The sequence below is a fragment of the Solirubrobacter soli DSM 22325 genome (assembly GCF_000423665.1).
Taxonomy (GTDB): Bacteria; Actinomycetota; Thermoleophilia; order Solirubrobacterales; family Solirubrobacteraceae; genus Solirubrobacter; species Solirubrobacter soli.
The window spans coordinates 30,885-50,966 of sequence record NZ_AUIK01000038.1; the positions used below are offsets into that span (position 1 = coordinate 30,885).

Annotated in this window: 22 protein-coding genes; 17 read left to right on the forward strand and 5 right to left on the reverse strand. The window is 70.2% G+C overall.

What is annotated here, in order from left to right:
* The 13 genes from ctaD (G569_RS52085) to G569_RS0127860 all read left to right on the forward strand — a co-directional run bounded on the left by ctaD (G569_RS52085) (position 1) and on the right by G569_RS0127860 (position 11,846).
* Entirely contained in the window at positions 1-1,710 is a 1,710-nt protein-coding gene (ctaD, locus tag G569_RS52085) for a cytochrome c oxidase subunit I (protein WP_245602568.1), read from the forward strand.
* Positions 1,710-2,600 carry a heme o synthase gene (locus tag G569_RS52090; RefSeq protein ID WP_037499640.1) on the forward strand — a complete coding sequence of 297 codons (891 nt, stop codon included), beginning with the start codon at positions 1,710-1,712 and terminating at the stop codon, positions 2,598-2,600. Before ctaD (G569_RS52085) ends, G569_RS52090 begins: the two co-directional genes overlap by 1 nt.
* A 120-nt stretch (positions 2,601-2,720) precedes the next feature.
* Entirely contained in the window at positions 2,721-2,963 is a 243-nt protein-coding gene (locus G569_RS0127810) for a hypothetical protein (RefSeq protein WP_028065858.1), read from the forward strand.
* 22 nt (positions 2,964-2,985) lie between these two features.
* Complete coding sequence (locus G569_RS59085) at positions 2,986-4,413, forward strand: PP2C family protein-serine/threonine phosphatase (protein ID WP_053227071.1); 1,428 nt, start codon at positions 2,986-2,988, stop codon at positions 4,411-4,413.
* Complete coding sequence (locus G569_RS0127820) at positions 4,410-5,297, forward strand: STAS domain-containing protein (RefSeq protein ID WP_028065859.1); 888 nt, start codon at positions 4,410-4,412, stop codon at positions 5,295-5,297. Before G569_RS59085 ends, G569_RS0127820 begins: the two co-directional genes overlap by 4 nt.
* Positions 5,298-5,352: 55 nt before the next feature.
* Positions 5,353-5,709, forward strand: a complete 357-nt coding sequence (locus G569_RS0127825) for an STAS domain-containing protein (protein ID WP_028065860.1) — start codon at positions 5,353-5,355, stop codon at positions 5,707-5,709.
* Positions 5,702-6,124 carry an ATP-binding protein gene (locus tag G569_RS0127830; protein ID WP_157592364.1) on the forward strand — a complete coding sequence of 141 codons (423 nt, stop codon included), beginning with the start codon at positions 5,702-5,704 and terminating at the stop codon, positions 6,122-6,124. The genes G569_RS0127825 and G569_RS0127830 overlap by 8 nt, the downstream gene beginning before the upstream one ends.
* Positions 6,117-6,716 carry a SpoIIE family protein phosphatase gene (locus G569_RS0127835; protein ID WP_053227072.1) on the forward strand — a complete coding sequence of 200 codons (600 nt, stop codon included), beginning with the start codon at positions 6,117-6,119 and terminating at the stop codon, positions 6,714-6,716. The genes G569_RS0127830 and G569_RS0127835 overlap by 8 nt, the downstream gene beginning before the upstream one ends.
* 97 nt (positions 6,717-6,813) lie before the next feature.
* Positions 6,814-7,224 carry a helix-turn-helix transcriptional regulator gene (locus G569_RS52100; RefSeq protein WP_053227073.1) on the forward strand — a complete coding sequence of 137 codons (411 nt, stop codon included), beginning with the start codon at positions 6,814-6,816 and terminating at the stop codon, positions 7,222-7,224.
* Positions 7,225-7,455: 231 nt separating this feature from the next.
* A complete protein-coding gene (coxB, locus tag G569_RS0127845) occupies positions 7,456-8,469 on the forward strand; it encodes a cytochrome c oxidase subunit II (protein WP_028065863.1) in 1,014 nt (337 codons plus the stop codon).
* Positions 8,469-10,406 carry a cytochrome c oxidase subunit I gene (ctaD, locus tag G569_RS0127850; protein ID WP_028065864.1) on the forward strand — a complete coding sequence of 646 codons (1,938 nt, stop codon included), beginning with the start codon at positions 8,469-8,471 and terminating at the stop codon, positions 10,404-10,406. Before coxB ends, ctaD (G569_RS0127850) begins: the two co-directional genes overlap by 1 nt.
* Positions 10,407-10,409: 3 nt before the next feature.
* Positions 10,410-11,228 carry a hypothetical protein gene (locus G569_RS0127855; RefSeq protein ID WP_028065865.1) on the forward strand — a complete coding sequence of 273 codons (819 nt, stop codon included), beginning with the start codon at positions 10,410-10,412 and terminating at the stop codon, positions 11,226-11,228.
* Positions 11,229-11,846 carry a cytochrome c oxidase subunit 3 gene (locus G569_RS0127860; protein WP_028065866.1) on the forward strand — a complete coding sequence of 206 codons (618 nt, stop codon included), beginning with the start codon at positions 11,229-11,231 and terminating at the stop codon, positions 11,844-11,846.
* 89 nt (positions 11,847-11,935) lie between these two features.
* On the opposite strand, the gene G569_RS52105 is transcribed toward G569_RS0127860, so the two are convergent.
* Positions 11,936-12,448, reverse strand: coding sequence for an eCIS core domain-containing protein (locus G569_RS52105; RefSeq protein WP_211233100.1), 513 nt, complete (start codon positions 12,446-12,448; stop codon positions 11,936-11,938).
* Between the two features lie 90 nt (positions 12,449-12,538).
* Positions 12,539-13,276, reverse strand: a complete 738-nt coding sequence (locus G569_RS0127875; protein ID WP_028065867.1) for a c-type cytochrome — start codon at positions 13,274-13,276, stop codon at positions 12,539-12,541.
* Positions 13,277-13,333: 57 nt separating this feature from the next.
* On the opposite strand from G569_RS0127875, the gene G569_RS52110 reads away from it, so the two are divergent.
* Entirely contained in the window at positions 13,334-14,521 is a 1,188-nt protein-coding gene (locus G569_RS52110) for an MFS transporter (RefSeq protein ID WP_053227075.1), read from the forward strand.
* Here G569_RS52110 and G569_RS66105 read toward each other — a convergent pair.
* A complete protein-coding gene (locus G569_RS66105) occupies positions 14,508-16,268 on the reverse strand; it encodes a glycosyltransferase (RefSeq protein WP_028065868.1) in 1,761 nt (586 codons plus the stop codon). The genes G569_RS52110 and G569_RS66105 overlap by 14 nt on opposite strands.
* 48 nt (positions 16,269-16,316) lie before the next feature.
* Between G569_RS66105 and G569_RS0127890 the strand changes: the two genes are divergently transcribed.
* The 3 genes from G569_RS0127890 to G569_RS0127900 are packed head-to-tail and all read left to right on the forward strand — an operon-like array spanning position 16,317 to position 19,151.
* Complete coding sequence (locus G569_RS0127890) at positions 16,317-16,586, forward strand: hypothetical protein (protein ID WP_037499645.1); 270 nt, start codon at positions 16,317-16,319, stop codon at positions 16,584-16,586.
* A 14-nt stretch (positions 16,587-16,600) separates the two neighbouring features.
* Entirely contained in the window at positions 16,601-16,999 is a 399-nt protein-coding gene (locus tag G569_RS0127895) for a hypothetical protein (RefSeq protein WP_028065870.1), read from the forward strand.
* Between the two features lie 52 nt (positions 17,000-17,051).
* The gene (locus tag G569_RS0127900; protein ID WP_028065871.1) at positions 17,052-19,151 is read left to right on the forward strand and encodes a diguanylate cyclase; all 2,100 of its coding nucleotides are present in this window, start codon (positions 17,052-17,054) and stop codon (positions 19,149-19,151) included.
* On the opposite strand, the gene G569_RS0127905 is transcribed toward G569_RS0127900, so the two are convergent.
* A complete protein-coding gene (locus G569_RS0127905) occupies positions 19,105-19,779 on the reverse strand; it encodes a hypothetical protein (protein WP_028065872.1) in 675 nt (224 codons plus the stop codon). The genes G569_RS0127900 and G569_RS0127905 overlap by 47 nt on opposite strands.
* Positions 19,780-19,844: 65 nt before the next feature.
* The gene (locus tag G569_RS0127910; protein ID WP_028065873.1) at positions 19,845-20,048 is read right to left on the reverse strand and encodes a cold-shock protein; all 204 of its coding nucleotides are present in this window, start codon (positions 20,046-20,048) and stop codon (positions 19,845-19,847) included.
* Positions 20,049-20,082: the final 34 nt, after the last annotated feature.

Below are 20,082 nucleotides of genomic sequence, written 5' to 3' on the forward strand. Positions count from 1 at the left end.
TTGGCAGCCACGACCGAACCGACCAGCACCGGACTGCGAGCGCGCCCGCGCCCGCAGATCATCGCCCACCGCGCAGAGCGCGAGGCCGGCGGCTGGACCTCGTGGATCACCACGACCGATCACAAGAAGATCGGGATCATGTACCTGGCCACCGTGCTGGTGTTCTTCGTGCTGGGCGGGGTCGAGGCCCTGCTCATGCGCACCCAGCTCGCGGTGCCGGACAACACGCTGCTCACGCCTGAGCGGTACAACCAGATCCTCACCATGCACGGGACGACGATGGTCTTCCTCGTCGTCGTGCCGGTGTGGGCGGGCTTCGCGAACTACCTGCTGCCGCTGATGATCGGCGCGCGCGACGTCGCGTTCCCGCGCCTGAACGCGTGGTCGTACTGGATGTACCTGTTCGGCGGCCTGGCGCTGTACGCCTCGATGTTCTTCTCGCCGCCCGAGGCCGGCTGGTTCTCCTACGTGCCGCTCTCGCTGAAGCAGTACAGCGCGACCAACGGCCAGGAGGCCTGGATCTACATGGTCCACCTCACCGGCCTGAGCTCGATCATCGGCGCGATCAACTTCATCGCCACGATCCACAACATGCGCGCGCCCGGCATGGGCTGGGGCCGCATGCCGCTGTTCGTGTGGACGATCCTGATCTACGCGTACCTGATCATCGTCGCCCTCACGTCGCTGGCCGCGACCGTGACGATGCTGCTGCTGGACCGCAACTTCGGCACGACGTTCTTCGATCCGAGCCAGGGAGGATCGGCGCTGCTCTGGCAGCACCTCTTCTGGTTCTTCGGACACCCAGAGGTGTACATCCTCGTCCTACCGGCGTTCGGCGTCTTCTCGGAGATCCTGCCGGTCTTCGCCCGCAAGCCGATCTTCGGCTACAAGGCGATCGCGGCGGCCACCGCCGGCATCGCCTTCCTCGGCATGCTCGTGTGGGCGCACCACATGTTCGCGACGCCGATGTCGACCGTCGTGCTCGCGTTCTTCATGCTCTCGAGCTTCATCATCGCCGTCCCGACGGGCGTGAAGATCTTCAACTGGATCGCGACGCTGTGGCGCGGCACGGTCGAGTGGACGGTTCCGCTCCTGTACTGCGTCGGCGGCATCTTCACCTTCACGATGGGCGGCATCACCGGCATCTTCCTGGCGGTCTTCCCGATCGACTGGCAGCTGACGGACACGTACTTCGTCGTCGCCCACTTCCACTACACGGCGTTCGGCGCCTCCGCCTTCGCGATGCTCGCGGCGCTCTACTTCTGGTTCCCGAAGATCACAGGCCGGATGTTGAGCGAGAGCCTCGGCAAGGTCGGCTTCGTGCTGATGTTCGTCGGCTTCCACCTGACGTTCCTGATCCAGCACTCCGCCGGCCTGAGCGGCATGCCGCGCCGCATCTACGAGTACTCGGACACGAGCTGGACGGCGTACAACTTCATCTCCACGGTCGGCGCGTTCATGATCGCGCTCAGCGTGGCCGTCACGGTCATCGGCATCGTGCACGCGCTCAAGAAGGGCGCGCTCGCCGGTCCCGACCCGTGGAAGGCCAACACGCTCGAGTGGTTCACCCCGTCGCCGCCGCCGGAGAACAACTTCGACGTGATCCCGCGCGTGCGCTCGGTCGAGCCCATGAAGGACATCCGCCGCGAGATCGAGCAGCGGACGGGCGTCGAGCAGCGCTACCGCACCGGGCAGCCCTTGCAGCGCTGATGGAAGCGTCGCAAGCAGCACTGCCGGTCTCCGGCGTCAAGCAGGTCGTCGCCGACTACGTCACGCTCACGAAGCCGAAGGTGCAGCTGCTGCTGCTCCTGACGACGATCACGACGATGTACGTCGCCGGCGACCCGTCGCCCGGCCTCGTCGCGATCACGGTCATCGGCGGCTTCCTGAGCGCCGGCGGGGCGGGCGCGTTCAACCACTTCTACGACCGCGACATCGACGCGGCGATGGGCCGGACGGCCTCGCGCCCGGTCCCGAGCGGGCGGATCTCGCCGCGCGCGGCGCTCATCTACGCGTTCGTGCTGCAGGCACTCTCGTTCCTGATCCTCGCGACCGCCGCGAACCTGCTGGCCGCGTTCCTGGCCCTCGCCGGGTTCGTCTGGTACACGCTGGTCTACACGGTCTGGCTCAAGCGCCGCTCGCCGCAGAACATCGTGATCGGCGGCGCCGCGGGCGCCGTCCCGCCGCTCGTCGGCTGGGCCGCCGCGACCGGCAGCGTCGCCCCCGCCGCGCTGTACCTGTTCGCGATCGTCTTCTACTGGACGCCCCCGCACTTCTGGGCGCTCTCGCTGCTCATGAAGGACGAGTACGCCCGCGTGAACGTGCCGATGATGCCGGTCGTCCACGGCGAGAAGGAGACGCGGCGGCAGATCGTCCTCTACACGTTCCTGCTGGTCGTCCTGACGCTGCTCCCGGTCGTGTTCGGCTTCTTCGACGCGATCTACGCCGTCTTCGCCGTCGGCCTGGGCGCGGCGTTCATCACGCTCTCCCTGCGCCTTCAGCGCCGGGCGGACCGCAAGAGCGCCCTGCGCACGTATCTGTTCTCCCTCGGATACCTCGCGGTGCTCTTCGTCGCGATGGTCCTCGACGCACAGCTGTAGACTGGCCGCCCGAATGGATCGCAAGCTCGCACGCCGCAACCTCCGCACCGCCTACTTCGCCGCGATCATCGGGCTGCTGATGTTCGCCCTCACCTTCGTCGCCGCGTTCGTCTACAACTCATGAGCCAGATCGACGACATCGACGGCTCCGCTCCTCCCGTCGGGGAGGAGATCCACATGCCGGCCGCGAGCATCATCCCGCTGGTCAACGCCGCGGCGCTCGCGCTGGCGATCGTGTGCATCACGCTCTCGTGGGTGCTCGTCGCCCTGTTCGGGTTCATCTTCCTCGTGTCGACGATCAAGTGGATCGCGGACACGCGTCGCGACATCGCCGCGCTTCCGCTGGATCACAGCAGCCACTAAACCCATAAGGTTCGCCCCGATCGTGGGGACCGGGGACGTCACCAACGGCCTGGCTGCGCGCTATTCGGCGGCGTTCGCCGCGTATCTCGGCGACCGGTCGGAGGTGACGCTCGGCGCCGCTTACGACCTCGGGCGCGAGGCGGTGCAGGCGAAGCTGAGCGTGCTCGACCTCGCCGAGGCCCACCACGAGGCGCTGCGCGAGGCCGAGGCGACCGATCTCGACACGCTGGTCGCCGGCGCGGCGTTCCTGCGCGAGAGCCTGTCGACGTTCGAGACCGTGCACCGCGGCTACCTCGAGGTCCAGGAGGTCGCGCGGATCGAGCACGAGCACGTCGAGCAGTTGCGCGCGCTCGCCGACGCGTCGGTGGCGATCAACTCCAGCATGACCGTGGAGGAGATCCTGCAGCTGACCGCCGACGCGGCCCGCTCGATCATCCACGCCGCCCGAGCGACCGTCGCGATCCTCGCGCCGGACCCGCGCCTGCGACCGCTCACGGCCACCTCTCCCGCCCGCCTCGGCGGCGGTGAGGCGCATCCCGCCCGGGTCAGCGTCACCCTTACGGGCCGCGGGAAGGAGCTCGGGGCGCTCGAGGTCGTCGACGCCCACGACCGGACGTTCACGGCGCGCGACGAGGCCGCGCTGACCCAGCTGGCCCAGCTCTCCAGCGTCGCGATCACCAACGCGCAGCTCTACGAGCGCGAGCGCACGATCGCCCGCACGCTCCAGCGCTCGCTCCGGCCGGGCGCGCTCCCGGCGGTGCATGGGCTCAGCGCGGCGGTGCGCTTCCGGCCCGCGGGCGAGGGGATCGAGCTCGGCGGCGACTTCTACGACCTCTTCCTGGCCGGTGACGGGGCCTGGACGGCGCTGATCGGCGACGTCCAGGGCAAAGGGCCGGACGCGGCCGCGGTGACGGCCCTGGCGCGCCACACCATGCGCGCCGCCGCGGCCTACGAGAGCCGCCCGTCCGGCGTGCTCGGGCTGCTGCACAAGGCGCTGCGCGACCAGGCCGGCGACGAGGGCCGCTTCTGCACCGTCTGTTACGCCCACATGCGGGTCGGATACGACCAGATCGAGCTCGAGCTGGCCTGCGGCGGCCACCCGCTCCCGCTGGTCGTGCACCCCGACGGCCGCGTCACGCCCGTGGGCCGGCTCGGGACGCTGCTCGGCTCGGACATCGACCCGCTGCTCACCGACGTCGCGGTCACGCTCGGCCGCGGCGAGGTGCTCGTCTTCTACACGGACGGCGTCACGGAGGTCCGGCGGCGCCGCCAGGAAGTCTTCGGCCACCGAGAGCTCGTGGCCCTGCTCGAGACCTGCGCAGGGCTGCCGCCGGACGCGGTGGCCGATCGCGTGGAGACGGCCGTGCTGGCCGCCTCGGAAGGGAGGCTTCGCGATGACATGGCGATCCTCGCCTTCGGCCCCACACCCCAACCCCAAGGAGACCGATGACTGACGAGATGGACGCGGTCACGACCGGCCAGCAGGAGGCCCGCGACGATCTCCTCCGCGAACTGGTCGCGCATCTCCGCGCCAACCGAACCGACCTGCGCCAGGAATGGGCGCGGCGGATCAGCGAGGCGCGACTGCTGACCGCGCTGACGGAGGAGGAGATCTTCTCCGAGGCGACCTCGGTGTACGACAACTACGTCGAGGTGCTCGAGACGGGCTCGGTCGAGGCCCTGCAGGACTACGCCCGCAACCTCTCCGAGCGCATCATCCCCCGCGGCGTCGAGACCGACGAGGTCCTCGGCATCGTGCTCCTGCTGCGCGACGTGCTCGCGCGCTCGCTGTTCAAGAAGTACCCGGACGACTTCAACCGCGTCCTGGACGCCTACGAGCCGGCGGCGAACCGGATCGCCAACACCGTCGCGATCAACTTCGTCACCGAGCGCGAGCGCATCATCCGCCAGCAGCAGGAGGCGATCCGCGAGCTCTCCACGCCGGTCCTCCAGGTCCGCGAGCGGCTCCTGATCCTCCCGATCATCGGCGTGCTCGACGGCCAGCGCGCCCGCCAGCTCACCGAGCAGCTCCTGCGCGGGATCCGCACCAACCGCGCCCGCGTGGTCGTGATCGACATCACGGGTGTGCCGGCGATCGACTCGACGGTGGCCAACCACCTCGTGCAGACCGTCGACGCGTCGCGGCTGATGGGCGCCTCGGTGATCATCACGGGCCTCTCCTCCGAGATCGCCCAGACGCTGGTCACGCTCGGCGTGGACCTCTCCAAGGTCAACGCGGTCGGCGACCTCCAGGGCGGCATCGAGGAGGCCGAGCGGCTGCTGGGCTACACGGTGATCTCGGGAGCCGTCGACAAGGCCGACGACCGGGTCTAGCGATGCACCCGATCGCATCCCCGCCGGATCGCCGCGGCCACGACCGGGCGAACTGATGGCCGTCCCCATCCTCAAGCAGGGCCCGTTCCTGATCGCGTCGATCCAGTCGGCGCTGACGGACACGGACGTCCTGCTGCTGCGCGACGACGTGATGGCGCAGGTGACGCGCCACCGCTCGCGCGGGATCATCGTCGACGTCACCTCCCTGGACGTGATGGACTCGTTCGTCTCGCGCTCGCTGCGCGGGATCGCGATGATGACGCGCCTCCGAGGCGCCGAGACCGTGATCGTCGGCATCCAACCCGAGGTCGCCTTCGCGATGGTGCAGCTCGGGATGAGCTTCGAGGACGTGCAGACCGCGTTGGATCTCGAAGAAGGGCTCGCGCTCCTGCAGGCGGGTGACCTTGGCTGACGCCGCGGCCGAACGGATCGCGATCGAGTCCGACGCCGACGTCGTGACCGCGCGCCAGCGCGCGCGCTCGCTGGCGATCGGACTGGACATGCCGAGCACCGACCAGACGCTGCTGGCCACGGCGATCTCCGAGATCGCCCGCAACATCACGACCTACGCGGACGGCGGGCGCGGCGAGGTGCTCATCGACCTCGTGCGCGACGCGCGCGGGCGGCGCGGCGTGCGGGTGATCGCGCGCGACGAGGGACCGGGGATCGACGACCTCGAGCGGGCGCTGACCGACGGCTACACGACCGGCGGCGGACTCGGACTCGGGCTGCCGGGGGCGCGCAGGCTGGTGGACGAGTTCGACATCGACACCGGGCCGGGGCGCGGAACGACGGTGACGCTGATCAAGTGGGCGCAGCGTGCCTGAGGACTGGCCGGCATCGCTGGACCTCGGGATCGCCGCGGAGACCCACGAGGGCGAGACGCGCTCGGGCGACGTCGGCGTGTTCGTCCCGACGGCGAACGGGGCCCTGGCAGGCGTCATCGACGGCCTGGGACACGGCCCCGAGGCGGCGGACGCGGCCGAGCGGTGCGCGGACGTGGTGCGTGCGAACGCCGGGGCGGGCGCGCAGGACCTGATGCAGGCCTGCCACGAGGCGCTGCTGGAGACGCGCGGCGCCGTCATGACCGTCGCGTGGTTCGATCTCGGACGTTCCGAGCTCTCATGGGCGGGCGTGGGCAACGTCGATGCGCGGCTCGTGCGCTCAGGGCCGGAGCTGCGCGAGGAGGTCGCGCTCGTCTTCGGCGGCGTGCTCGGCTACCGGATGCCGCGCGTACGACCCGCCACGATGGCGCTCAGCCGCGGCGATCTGCTCGTGATGATCACCGACGGGATCGACGCCGCGATCTCCCCCGCGCTCGCCGGCGGGGGCTCCGCGCAGGCGCTCGCGAGTCGGATTCTGGACGTGCATTCAAAAGGAAGCGATGACGCACTAGCGGTGGTGATCCGTTATCGGTAGTGTCGCCATGTAACCGGTTGCATAGCGCCTATGCGCCAGTTGTGGCACATAGGCGGTCAATGTTCATCCTCGGACGATTTACACGCGTAACAGTTAAGTGCCCACGCAACGAGCCTCAACTATTCGCCTGCGCACCTCGCTGTTCCAGGAGGCCGCCGAGATCGTCGACCGTGAATACGCCTCCGACCTCTCGCTGGACGACATCGCCCGCCGCGTCGCGTCATCGCGACGCCAACTGCAACGGGCGTACGCCGAGATCGGCCAGACGACGTTCCGCGACCACCTGACCCGGGTGCGCATGCAGAAGGCCGCCGAGATGCTCGCCACGCGTGCATTGACGGTGCGCGAGGTCGCGCACCGCGTCGGCTACCGCCAACCCGCCCAGTTCGCCAAGGCGTTCCGTCGCTATCAGGGCGTCGCGCCGTCGGACTTCCGCGCCAACGGCCGCGGTGCCGTGCGCCCTGCCGGCACGCAGTTCAGCGCTCGCCCGGCGTACCGCGCTGCGTAATTCCAGGCGGGCATCCCCTCCGCCCCACCCCGGTATTCGAGGCGGGCAGCCCCTCCACCCCACCCCGATCATCCGACCTCGGAACAAGCCGCGCGCACGGGTCGTTTCCTCGCTGACGCTGCACCCGTCGGCGCGCTCGCATAGGATGCCGCCTCCATGGGCCTTGAGGAGAGGACTCAGACTGCCGGGCAACAGCCCGAGCGTCCGCATGCACGCGCCGACTGGAAACAGATGGTCGGTATCGGCATCATCGCCGCCGCGCTCGGCATCGCTGCCGGCCTGCTGATCGACTGGTTCCCGGTCGCAGCATCGAAAGAAGCGAAGCCGATCGACACGCTGTGGGACGTCCTGATCATCTTCTCGGTCCCGGTGTTCGTCGGGGTCACGGTGGTCGTGCTGTTCTCGGTCGTGAAGTTCCGGATGCGCCCGGGTGAGGAGAACCTCGACGGGCCGCCGATCCACGGCAACACCCGCCTGGAGGTCATCTGGACCGCCATCCCGGCGATCCTGCTGGTCGGCCTGTGCACCTACGCGTTCATCGTGCTCGAGGACGTGGAGGCCGCCGACCCGAACCCCGTCCCGGTGCGGGTGGTCGGCGAGCAGTTCGCGTGGACGTTCTACTACCAGCGCGACGGCAAAGAGGTCGCCTCGCCGCAGCTGCACGTCCCGATCAACAAGCAGATCAAGTTCACGCTCCAGTCCAAGGACGTGCTGCACGACTTCTGGGTCCCGGCCTTCCGGATCAAGAAGGACGCCGTGCCGGGGCTCGACGTGACCTACACGGTCACGCCGAACCGGATCGGCTCCTACCCGATCGTCTGCGCGGAGCTCTGCGGCCTCGGCCACGCGGTGATGCGCTCGACCGCCCACGTGGACTCGCAGCAGGACTTCGACGCCTGGCTGTCCAAGCTCGGTCAGCCGACCGCGCCGGCCGCCGGCGGCGGCGGCGGAGGTGCCGCGCCCGCCGAGGACGGCAAGACCGTCTTCACGTCGCAGGACGCCAACTGCGGGGCGTGCCACAAGCTGGCCGACGCCGGCACCAACGGCACGATCGGCCCGGACCTCGACACCGTCCTGAAGGGCAAGGACGAGGCCTTCATCAAGCAATCGATCGAGGATCCGAGCGCGGAGATCGCCCCCGGCTTCCAGGACGGCATCATGCCGCCGAACTTCAAGGACACCCTCGGCCAAGCCAAGGTCGATGCCCTGGTGAAGTACCTTTCTGAAGTGACCAAGGGGGGCTGATGACAGCTCGACTGCGTGCACCCGGTATCCCGCGGGCGTTCCTGTTTCTCATCCTAGGAACGCTGCTTTGCGCCGCGATCATCATCGGCGCGCGGGAGGCCTATGGCTACCCCACGTTCGACGATGGCCTGACGGTCAAGACGCAGAACGGGATCCTGCTGCTGTCGCTGCTGATCGCGCCCCTGTTCTTCCTGATCGGCCTCGGCGCGTTCGACTACTGGTTCTACTGGGCGGCGGGCAAGAAGACCCGCCCCGAGGACCACTCGGGCCACGGCGCGACCTCATGGCGCGACTACTTCCGGGTCAACACCGATCACAAGGTGATCGGGATCCAGTACGTCGTCACCTCGTTCTTCTTCATGCTGGTCGGTGGCCTGCTGGCGATGATGGTCCGCGCCGAGCTGATGGCACCAGGCCGGCAGTTCGTCGACGCGGGCACGTTCAACGGGCTCTTCAGCGTCCACGCGTCGCTGATGATCTTCCTGTTCATCATCCCGGTCTTCGCCGGGCTGGCGAACTTCGTGCTGCCGCTGATGATCGGCGCGCCGGACATGGCGTTCCCGCGGCTGAACGCGCTGTCGTTCTGGATGCTGCCGATCGCCGGCATCATGATGGCGGCGTCGTTCTTCGCGCCCGGCGGCTCGTTCGCGACCGGCTGGACGGCCTACGCGCCGCTCTCCACGAGCGCGCCGATCGGCCAGATGTTCTTCACCATAGGCGTGCAGTTCGCGGGGGCGTCATCGATCGCCACCGCCCTGAACTTCCTCGTGACGATCATCACGATGCGCGCGCCCGGCATGTCGTTCTGGCGCATGCCGCTGCTCGTGTGGGCGAACTTCTCGACCTCGCTGCTGGTCGTGATCGCCACCCCGTTCATCGCCGCGTCGCAGTTCATGGTCCTGCTCGACTACGCGCTGCACTTCAACTTCTTCGTGCCGAGCCGCGACGGCGACGTGCTGATGTACCAGCACATCTTCTGGTTCTACTCGCACCCGGCGGTCTACATCATGATGCTGCCGGGCTTCGGGATCATCTCCGAGGTCCTGAGCGTGAAGTCGCGCAAGCCGATCTTCGGCTACCGGATGATGGCCTTCTCTCTGCTGGCGATCGTGCTGCTGGGCTTCACCGTCTGGGCGCACCACATGTTCGTCTCGGGCATGCAGGACTGGATCCGCATCCCGATGATGGTCACGACCGCGATCATCGCGGTGCCGACCGGCATCAAGATCTTCTCGTGGCTGGCGACGCTCTGGAAGGGCGTGCTGCACCTGGACACGCCGATGCTCTGGGCGCTGGGCTTCCTGACGATGTTCACGCTCGGCGGCATCTCCGGCGTCGTGCTGGCGATGGTGCCGATGGACATCTACGTCTCGGACACCTACTTCATCGTCGCCCACATCCACTACGTGCTCTACGGCGGGTCGCTGTTCACGATCTACGCCGGCGTCTACTACTGGTTCCCGAAGATGACCGGGCGGATGTTCGACGAGCGCCTGGGCAAGCTGCACTTCTGGCTGACGTTCGTGGCCTTCAACGCCACCTTCGCGCCGATGCACCTGATCGGCGTGGAGGGCATGCCGCGGCGCGTCGCCGACTACGCGGAGAAGTTCGCGGGCTGGAACCTGTTCATCTCGCTGAGCTCGTTCGTGCTGGGCCTCTCGACGCTGGTGTTCGTCTACAACATGGTCGCGTCCTGGCGCGGCGGTCCGCGCGCCCCGGCGAACCCGTGGCGGGCGCTCACGCTCGAGTGGCAGGTGTCATCGCCGCCGCCGATCTTCAACTTTGACAACGTGCCCACGGTGGTCGGCGGCCCGTACGAGTACGGCGTTCCCGGCGCGGTGCACGGCATCTTCAAGCCCGCCGAGGAGGCGCGGCCGAAAACACCCGCGGGCGCGACGGGGTCATCCCGCGCAGCCGAGTCGGAGGAGGGGGTCTAGCCAGTGCCGACGGTGCTCATCCTCGCGAACGAGACGATCGCCGGCCGCGCGCTGCTCGATCGCATTCGCGAGCGGTCAGAGGAGGGCGCGCGCTTCTTCGTCGTCGTGCCCCAGACAAAGCCGCGGCACGGCAACGTCATCTACGACGACGTCGTACGCGACTCGGCCCAGGTCCGCGTCGACCTCGCGGTGGAGTTCATCCGCGACCTCGGCGCGGCAGGTGAGGGCGAGGTCGGCGACGCCGACCCGTTCAACGCCGCGATGGACGCGGTCCGCGCCCAGCCGATCGACGAGATCCTCGTCTCCACCCTGCCCGAGACGGCATCCGGCTGGCTGCGACGGGACCTGATCGAGCGTCTCGAGGAGGCCGCGCGCGTCCCGGTCGAGCACGTCGTCGTCGACCTCGCCGCCGAGGGTCTGCCGTTCGGCGTGACGCTCGTCGTGGCCAACCTGACCGTCGCCGCGCCGGAGCTCGTCGAGCGCCTGAAGGCGCTGGCCGAGGAAGGTCCGCGCCGGTTCATCGTCGTCGTCCCGCAGAGCGGCCGCCAGGGCCACCGCGTGCGCGAGGCGCGCCAGCGCGCCCGCCGCCTGCTGGCCGCGCTCGACGACGCTGGGATCGTCGCGGCCGGCATGATCGGCGACCCCGATCCCTACACGGCGATCCTGAACGCCGTCCAGTACTTCCACATCTCCGAGATCGTGATCTCGACGCTGCCCGAGGGCTCGTCGCAGTGGGTCGCGGACAAGCTCGTCGAGCGCGTGCGCGGGGCGACCAACGTCCCGGTGGAGCACATCGAGTCCCAAGTGAAGGCGGAGGCCTAGGTGGCGGCACACGCGGTCGGGGCGCACGAGGCCCACGACGACCACCACCACGGGCCGCCCGAGGCCCACCGTTCCTCGCGGGTAGAGCCCGCGTTCCTCGGGATGCTGCTTTTCATCATCTCGGAGATCATGATCTTCGGGGCCTTCTTCACGGCCTACTTCTTCATCCGGGTGGTCGCCGGCGACGAGTGGCCGCATGCGGGCGACCACCTGCCGAAGCTGATCGCCGGCTTCAACACCGCGATCCTGATCTCGTCGTCCTTCACGATCCACTTCGCGCAGGAGGCGATCAAGAAGAACAACCGGCTCGGCCTGCAGGTCGGGATGGTCCTCACGTGGCTCCTGGGCGCGACGTTCCTCTTCATCCAGATCAACGAGTACGTCCACATCGGCTTCTCGCCGCAGGACAGCGCGCAGGGCTCGATCTTCTACGGGCTGACCGGCCTCCACGGCGCGCACGTGACGATCGGTCTCATGCTGCTGACGTTCATCACGATCCGCTCCTTCCGCGGTCACTACTCGGCGGACGCCTATCGCGGCATGGAAGTGCCCGGCATCTACTGGCACTTCGTCGACGTGATGTGGATCGTCGTGTACTTCACCGTCTACATCATCTGATGGCGCTGAACCCGCTTCGCTCCGAGGGCGAGGCGTTTCGCGTGCTGCTCTACGTCATCGCCGTCTTCCTGGTGGCGATGATCGTGGTGCTAGTCGTAAAGGCGCTCTGACCCGCCGTCGGCGGGGGCGGGGGTCGAGGCCGCCTTCTCCCCCATGACCTCGGCCTCGCGCGTCAGCGCCGGGTCGTCGTCGACCTCCGCGCCGGACTTCAGCGCCATCGTCGGCGCGACGCGGCCCTGCTTCTGTTGGACCACGTGCCAGGCCTCGTGGGGCAGGTGCTTCTCCTGCCCCGGCCCGATGTGGATCTCGGATCCCTGCGCGTACGCAAGCGCTTTGAGCTGGGCCGGCTTGTCCGAGTCGTAGTGCACGCGGACGTCGTCCAGCGACACGCCGGAGAGCGCCTCCACGCCCGACTTGAGGCCGTCCGGCATGCCCGTCCGGTTCCCCTGGCCGGGCTTGCGCGCGATCAGACGGCTGACCGCCTGGTTGCCGGCGCTCTGCTGCAGGGCGAGCATCGTGTGCAGGGACGGCTCCTCAGGCGCCTGTTGGCTCCGGGCGCGCTCGTCCTCGCGCGCGGTTGCATCCGTACGTTCCCTCGACACGACTCCCCCTTGGTTGAGCTCGTCGGCCGATTCTCTGCAGGCCCATCGAAAGCTGTCAAAAGCCCCTGATGATGCACCGTTTTGTGGGAACTACTTGACGGTGAGCTTGCCTTCCATGCCGGCCTGCCGGTGGCCGTCGACCGAGCAGTAGAACGTGTAGTTGCCCGGGGTCAGGTTGGCCGTGAACTGGGACACGCCGCCGCTGGTGACGGTCTCGCCCTTGCCCGTGACGGGACCCTCGATCGCGATGTCGTGGGGCGTCGCCTGCGGGTTCGGGGACTTGATCGTGACCGAGCCGGCGTTGGCGGTCGCGTCGGCGAACTTGTACGCGAGGCCCGCGGGCGCGACCGGGATCTCGAGGGTGCCGTTCTGCTCGGTGGCGGTGCCTTCGGCCTTGCCGCCGCCCACGGAGCCGAGACGGCCCGAGTCCTCGCCCGGTTCGGCGACCGACTGGGCGACGTACGCGGCGACGTCGCGGGCGTCGTCGCCCTTGACGATTCCGGCGGGCATCAGCGGCAAAGTCTTCCCAGTCTTAGGGTCGACTTGAGCGTTACGGTTGGGGTGCGCGATCTGCTGTTCGACCACGCCGGCGAAGGTCGAGTCCTTCATGCCGTCCTTGCGCGCCTGCTGGAACGCCTCGTCGAGGTTGGGCCCCGTCACGCCCTTCGCGCCGGCGCGATTGAGCGTGTGACACGTCCCGCAGTCGGACACGAACAGCTTCTTGCCGTTGACGACGTCCTCACCGCCGTTCTTGAGGTTGCAGCCGGACAACACGGCCGCGCTGACGATCGCGCCAACGATGACACGCCCAAAGCTGCCTCTCTCCATGGCGGGGCATCCTAACTGCGATCGGGGACGAAGGATCCGCCGCCTAGAGTTCGGAGGATGACCGTGACCACCGGGAGGGTCCGGACGACCGCCTTCGTGGTCGTCGGAACGGCCTGGTTCGCGATGATGGCGGGGTCGAACGTGGCCACGCCGCTGTACGCGATCTACGGCCGCGACTTCGGGTTCTCGAAGGCCGTCTTGACGCTCGTGTTCGCCACGTACGCCCTCGTGCTGGCGCCGTCGCTGCTCGTCTTCGGGCAGCTCTCGGACCGGCTGGGGCGCCGGCGGGTGATGGCGGCGGGGTTCGCGACGGCGACCGTGGGGTTGACGCTGTTCGCCGCGGCTTCGAGCCTCGCGTGGCTGTTCGCGGCACGCGCGGTGCAGGGGCTCGCGGTGGGGATGATCAGCGGCGCTGCGGCGGCCGCGCTCGTCGAGCTCGACCCGGCGCCGGAGGAGGATCGCGCCGCGCTCGTCGCCGCGCTCGCCCAGGCGGGCGGGAGCGCGTCGGGACCGTTGCTCGCCGGGATGCTGGCCGAGTGGGCGCCCTGGCGGCTCCATCTCCCCTTCTACGTCTTCATGTGCGCCGGCGTGGTGGCGACCGTCGCGGCGCTGGCGATCCCCGAGCCCGGGCGGGTGACTGGCGGGCGGATCACCGTCACGCGGCCGAGCGTCCCGGCGCCGATCCGCGGGCTGTTCGCGCGGGTCAGCGTGACCGGCGCGGCCGTGTGGGCCGTCGCGGCGTTCTTCCTCTCGGTCGTCCCGTCCTATGCCGCCGAGCTGCTGGACACGTCGAACCTCGCGCTGCTCGGCGCGGTCAGCGCGGTGATGCTGGCGACGTCCTGCGTCGCACAGATCGCCGCCCGCCGGATCTCGGCGCACACGCGGATGCAGGCGGCCGGGCTGCTCCTGCTCGCGATCGGGCTGGCCGCGCTCGTGTTGGCCTTCCCCACCCGCTCACTGCTCGTCCTGCTCGCCGCGGGCCTGTTCGCGGGCGTCGGCCACGGCCTCGCCTTCCTCGGCGGCCAGGCGCAGCTGAACCTCGCCGCGCCGCCGGACCACCGCGGCGCCGTCAACGCGGCCTTCTACACCCTGATCTATTTGGGCGTGGCGACCGCGGTCGTCTCCACGGGCCTGCTGACGCTGCACTTCGCGCTCTCGACCGCGGTGACGGCCTTCGGGATCACGGTCGCCGCGATCTCGCTGGCGACCGCCGCCTGGCACCTTAAAGGGGTCAGGCCCCTTTAGGTTCGGGGAGGTCGGCGAGGTCGCCCTGGGCTGCGGCGATGACCGTCCGGGCGACGCCCTCCCAGGAGTAGCGCGCACGGGTGGCCTCGACCATCGCCTCGCGGGTGCGGGCGCGCAGGTCGTCGGGGGCCTCGAGCCAGCCGGAGAGCGCGTCCGCGAGTTGCGGGACGGCGTCCGGGCCGACTTCGAACGAGAGCCAGGGGTGCGCGGCCTCGGGGACGGCGGCGGAGAGCGTGCGGGCGACCTCCCCCAGGCCCGAATGGTCGGCGACGACCGGCAGCGCGCCGCACGCGGCGGCCTCGGCGGCGACCATCCCGAAGGCCTCGGGGAACGTCGACGTCACCGCCATCGCCTCGGCGGCGGGCAGCAGGTCGGCGAGCTCGGCGTGGTCGAGCCGCCCGGCGAACGCGATCCGCTCGCCCATCCCCGCCGCCGCGGCGCGGTAGGCGTCCGGGTCATCGAGCGCGGCGAAGAAGGCGGCCAGCTGCGGCAGCTCACGGCCGTCCTCGGCCCGTGTCGCGGCCGCCGCCTCGAGGTCGCCGGCGATGAGCTGCGCCGCGAGCCGCTCGAGCCCGTCCCGGAACGCGCCGAACCCGACGATCACCAGCCGCGCCCGCGGCTCGCGCGCGAGCACGCGCGGGAACGCGGCGAGCAGCAACTCGACGCCCTTCGACGCGATCAGCTTGCCCACGAAGACGATCAGTCGGTCGTCCGGCTGGACGGTGTCGAGGGCGGCGACGGCCTCGCGCACGTCGCGGGCGAACGACGACACGGGGGGAGCGAGGTCGTCGGGTTCGACCTCGTCCGCGGGGCCGGAGAGGGGGTCGGCGGCGGCGGCGGCCGCGGGCGTGCCGGCGGCCGGAGCGGCCGCGTCGGCGGGGGCGGCGGCGGCGCGGGCGGGCGCGGCGTCGGCGCGGGCGGGCGCGGCGTCGGCGGGCACGGGCGTGGCGTCGGGCAGAGCGGCCGCGCCGGCGGCGCGGGCGGGGGTGGCGGCGGCGCGGGCGGGCGCGGCGTCGGCGGCGGCGAGCGCGGCGAGGTGGTGTCGGAGGGCGAGCAGGCCCTCACGGGCGGCGACGGGGGTGCGCGGGGCGAAGCGGTCGACGTCGACGCCCGGAGGGCCGAGGCGGGTGCGGCCCGGGAGGGACGGGTCGGCCATCTCGGTCCAGAGGGACTCGGCGGTGTGGCGCGAGCCGACGAGGACGCCGCGCGCCCGCGACAGACCCTCGACCGCGTAGGGGCGGAAGCGCGGGTAGGGCTTGACCGTGTACTCCAACGCGCTGCCGTGGATCTTCACCGCGTACGGGACGTCCTCCAGCGCGCGGGCGAGGATCGCCGGGCCCATCACGAGGTGGTTGGCGAGCGCGACGTCCGGGCGGGCGAGCGAGACGACGTCGCGCACCGCGGCGACGTTCGCGGCCAGGTAGGCCTCGATCTCGGCCTCGGTCAGGTCGTCGAACGGGCGCGCCTGGATGCCGTCGTAGACGTCGGCGACGTAGACCGGCAACACGCCGCCGATGTCCGGCCGATAGACCGTGGCGCGCGGGGACTCGACGCGGGACTCGACCACGAGCGGGCCCGAGTCCCACGCACCCGCCGCCTCGACCCACTCGAGCGCGAAGGGCGAACGCTCCTGGGCGAGCATGTGCACCTCGTGGCCCGCGCGCACCAAGGCCGCGCCGAGCTCGGCGTTGTAGACGTTCGAGCCCGTGCCGAGCAGCAGGTAGCCGTGAAAGATGAGGACGCGCAAGGGGACGACAGCCTAGCCCCGCCGCAGCCGCTGCTAGGGTTCCCGCGCATGTCCGAGCGCCAGCTCTATCGCCTGCGCGCGCCCTCTTCTGGCCGCGAGGTGCTCCTTCCCGCCGAGCCCGACAAGGTCTACACGGACCAAGACACGGGCGAGCCCCTCGAGGTCGTGGGGAAGGTGCTGCCGCTGCATCCGTCGAAGTCCAGCCTGCCATGGGCGGTCGACACGCTGAGGTTCTGCAACTGGTGCGATCAACCCGCACAGAAGGACCTCAACGACTGCCCGACGTGCGGCCGCCGAATGGCCGCGCTGCCCAGCTGAGAGGAGGTGGCGCTTTGCGCCTCGCCCCCAAGCGGCTCATCGCCGTACCGTTCATCTTGCTCGCGTTCGCCGTCACCGCCTGCGGCAGTGCCACCGTCGCCTACAAGCAGGCGCCGGGAGAGCCGGTCGACCTGAGCGTTCCCGGCAACGGCGACGCGCTCGCCCCGGCGGCGACGCCGACGGCCACCGCCAGCGCCACGGAGACACCTGACGCCGGCACGGCGCAGGTCACGCCCACCCCGGCCGCCAACAGCGGCGCGGCGACGACGCAGACGACGCCGCAGGACAACACCGGCGGCGGGACCGAGGCCCCGGCCGGCCAGGACTCCGCCACGAACGACCAGCCGCCGCCCGCCGGCAGCGACGCGCAGCAGTTCGAGGACTTCTGCGCCGAGAACCCAGGCGCCTGCTGATCGGTAGCCTCCCCCTCAAGGGGGGTGTGGTCCGGTCGATCATCCAGGTGACATGCGTTCGCTCAATCGTCTCGCCGAGGAGGCCGCACGCTCGGCCCACGTCGAGCCGATCCGCGACGCGCTGAAGACCGCGGCACTCGAGCTCCTGGGCGCGGGCTTCGTCCGGCTGCTCGACATCGCCCAGGACCGGGCGGGGGCCTCCGACAGGTCGGCCGATGAGTTCCTGCGCTTCACCGACGGGCCGTCCGGCACCGCGCACGTCATCGCCACGCGCAAGCCGCTCGCGATCGACGACGCGGCCGTCAGCACCGCGATCGTCCCCGGCCGCGCGGCGCTGCACGGCATCGCGTCCGCGCTGTTCGTCCCGGTGATCTGGGCCGACGAGGTTCGCAGCGTCCTGATCGTCGGCTGGCTCGAGCCGCACCCGGTCACCGCGGACGACATCGCCCGCGCCGAGCTGGCCACGAACACCGCCGCCGCCGGCCTCGCCCGGCTCGAGGAGGAGTCGCGCCGCGCCGAGGGCCTGGCCCAGGACCGGGTCGTCGTGCGCGTGGCCAACGCGCTCAACGCGACGCTCGACCTGCAGGAGATCCTGCTCACGCTCGTCCACGAGGCAGCGCTCGCCCTCAACGCCGACTTCACCGGCGTCTTCCTCGGCGACAAGGCCGAGGGCGCCGTCGCGACCGCCGGGTACGGCGTCCCTGAGGGCTGGCACGGCATCCGCGTCGAGGCCGGACAGGGCGTGACGGGCCGCGTGCTCCACACCAACGCCACGGTGGTCCAGCACGACTACACCTCCGACCTGCCCTTGGCCGACACCGCCAAGACCCTGCTCGCCGTCCCGATGTCGTGGAACGGCGAGATGCGTGGCGTGCTCACGGTCGGCTGGGCCTCGCGCCGCCGCGTCAACGACGAGGACCAGCACACGACCGAGGCGATCGCCGGCCTGGCCACGCTCGCCTGCCGCAACGCCGAGGCCTACGAGCACGTCCAGCACGTCGCCCGTACCGACGCGCTCACCGGCGTGCTCAACCACGGCGCGATGCAGGTCCGCATCCGCGAGGAGATCGCCCGCGCCCGCCGCGACGGCACGCCGCTCGGCGCCGTGATCCTCGACCTCGACGACTTCAAGTCCGTCAACGACACCCGGGGCCACGCGGCGGGTGACGAGCTCCTGCGCAAGGTCGCCAACGCGCTGCAGCTCGAGCTGCGCCCGTACGACCAGGTCGCCCGCTACGGCGGCGACGAGTTCGTGCTCCTGCTCCCAGGCTCCGACGAGGAGATGACCGCGCACGTCGCCGAGCGCTGCCGCGACGCGATCGGCGGCAAGTGCTCGATCGGCGTCGCCGCCTGGCACGACGGCCTCGACGCGGACGGGCTGCTCGAGCAGGCCGACCGCGCGCTGATGCTGGCCAAGCGCACCGGCAAGGGCCGCGTCGCCGTCGCCAACCCGGAGGTCGAGCGCGAGCTCGCGCTGCTGCAGTCGCAGGCCGGCTCCCCCGCCGCCGTGCAGGCGCTGGCGGCCGCGATCGAGGAGCGCGACAACTACAAGCGCGAGCACTCCGACGAGGTCGTGCGGCTCAGCCGTGGGGTCGCGATGATGCTCGGCCTGCCCAACGACGACGTCGACCGGATCGCCCACGGCGCCCTGCTGCACGACGTCGGCAAGCTCGCGATGCCCGCCGAGCTGCTCGGCAAGGAAGGCCCGCTCACGCCCGAGGAGTGGGCGATCATGTCCCAGCACCCGATCGCGGGCGAGCGGATCCTGGCGCGCACGAAGGACCTCGCCGGCGTCGCCCCGATCGTCCGCCACGAGCACGAGCACTGGAACGGCACCGGCTATCCGGACGGCCTCGAAGGCCACCGGATCCCGATCGGCTCACGCGTCGTGCACGCCTGCCACGCCTACGTGGCGATGCGCACCGCGCGCCCCTACCGCGACGCGATCTCCCACGAGGAGGTCGTGGTGCAGCTGCGCGCCGAGGCGGGCACCAAGTTCGACCCGGAAGTGATCGAGGTCCTGCTCGACCTACTCGGCCACAACACGCCCGACGTCCCGAACCGGGCGGCCGGCGTGAAGCTGGTCGCGCCGACCCCGCGCGAGCCTAGTTCCCGCCGTTCGGCGCATCCGGGTTGGGTACCGGGCGCGTGACGAGCGTCGCCGAGTAGGTCAGCCGCGCCTTGTAGAGGCAGCGGTACTGCGCGACCTGTTTGAGGGCGGACTGCGCGGTCTGCGTTCCGGTGTCGTCGCACTTGCCCTTGGGCCGCGACGCCCGCCACGACGAATGGTCGGTGAGCAGCGGCGTGAGGGCCGGCGCCCAGGTCGGAACCGTCAGTGCGATGACATAGCCCTTCTTGACGTTCAGCGCGCGGCCGAGTGGGAACTGCACCGTTTGACCGAAGTACGGCGCGAGCTGCTGCATCGGGCTTTGGCTGACCACGCGCGAGTAGAGCGTCTTGCCGGCGCGCAGGATCGTCAACCGCGCGGACGCCGGCCCGCCGAGGCCCTTGTCGAAGAACGAGATCTGCTCCTCGGTCGGCTTGCCGAGCGCGATCGACCACGCCACGATCTTTCCGTCCTCGGGCACGATGAACGCCCCGCGATCGTCGGCGACCTTGATCTGGTAACCGGTGGTGCGCGAGACGGCGAGACACGGGCTCGCCGGGCATGCCGGCGTAGCGTCGGTCCGTCCGACCTCAACGATCTTCGCCGCCGCGGGCGCTGCCGTGACCAGGGCGGCGACCAGCGCGGCGAAACCGATGAAAGGGCGATGGCTCATCGCCCCTATGAAACACGACGAGGTCCCGGGGGATGCGGTTCCCCCGGTTCCCGTCCTCTCCTCACTCAGATCTTCACGACGTTGATCGCCTTCGGACCCTTGTCGCCGTTCTCCTCCTCGAAGGAGACCTTGGCGCCCTCGCTCAGCGAACGGTAGCCGTCGCCGTTGATGCCCGAGAAGTGCACGAAGAGATCACGCCCACCCCCATCGGGCGTGATGAAGCCGAAGCCCTTCTCGTCCGAGAACCACTTGACCGTGCCGGTGCCCACAGAGAACCCCACTTGCAGCCCGGCGTGACTTGTA

Coding starts and splice junctions, on each gene's coding strand:
- G569_RS52110 (WP_053227075.1), top strand. CDS start 13,334: ATGACCGTGACCACCGGGAGGGTCCGGACGACCGCCTTCGTGGTCGTC.
- G569_RS0127875 (WP_028065867.1), bottom strand. CDS start 13,276: ATGGAGAGAGGCAGCTTTGGGCGTGTCATCGTTGGCGCGATCGTCAGC.
- ctaD (WP_028065864.1), top strand. CDS start 8,469: ATGACAGCTCGACTGCGTGCACCCGGTATCCCGCGGGCGTTCCTGTTT.
- coxB (WP_028065863.1), top strand. CDS start 7,456: ATGGTCGGTATCGGCATCATCGCCGCCGCGCTCGGCATCGCTGCCGGC.
- G569_RS0127890 (WP_037499645.1), top strand. CDS start 16,317: ATGTCCGAGCGCCAGCTCTATCGCCTGCGCGCGCCCTCTTCTGGCCGC.
- G569_RS0127820 (WP_028065859.1), top strand. CDS start 4,410: ATGACTGACGAGATGGACGCGGTCACGACCGGCCAGCAGGAGGCCCGC.
- G569_RS52090 (WP_037499640.1), top strand. CDS start 1,710: ATGGAAGCGTCGCAAGCAGCACTGCCGGTCTCCGGCGTCAAGCAGGTC.
- G569_RS0127905 (WP_028065872.1), bottom strand. CDS start 19,779: ATGAGCCATCGCCCTTTCATCGGTTTCGCCGCGCTGGTCGCCGCCCTG.
- G569_RS0127810 (WP_028065858.1), top strand. CDS start 2,721: ATGAGCCAGATCGACGACATCGACGGCTCCGCTCCTCCCGTCGGGGAG.
- G569_RS0127825 (WP_028065860.1), top strand. CDS start 5,353: ATGGCCGTCCCCATCCTCAAGCAGGGCCCGTTCCTGATCGCGTCGATC.
- G569_RS0127900 (WP_028065871.1), top strand. CDS start 17,052: ATGCGTTCGCTCAATCGTCTCGCCGAGGAGGCCGCACGCTCGGCCCAC.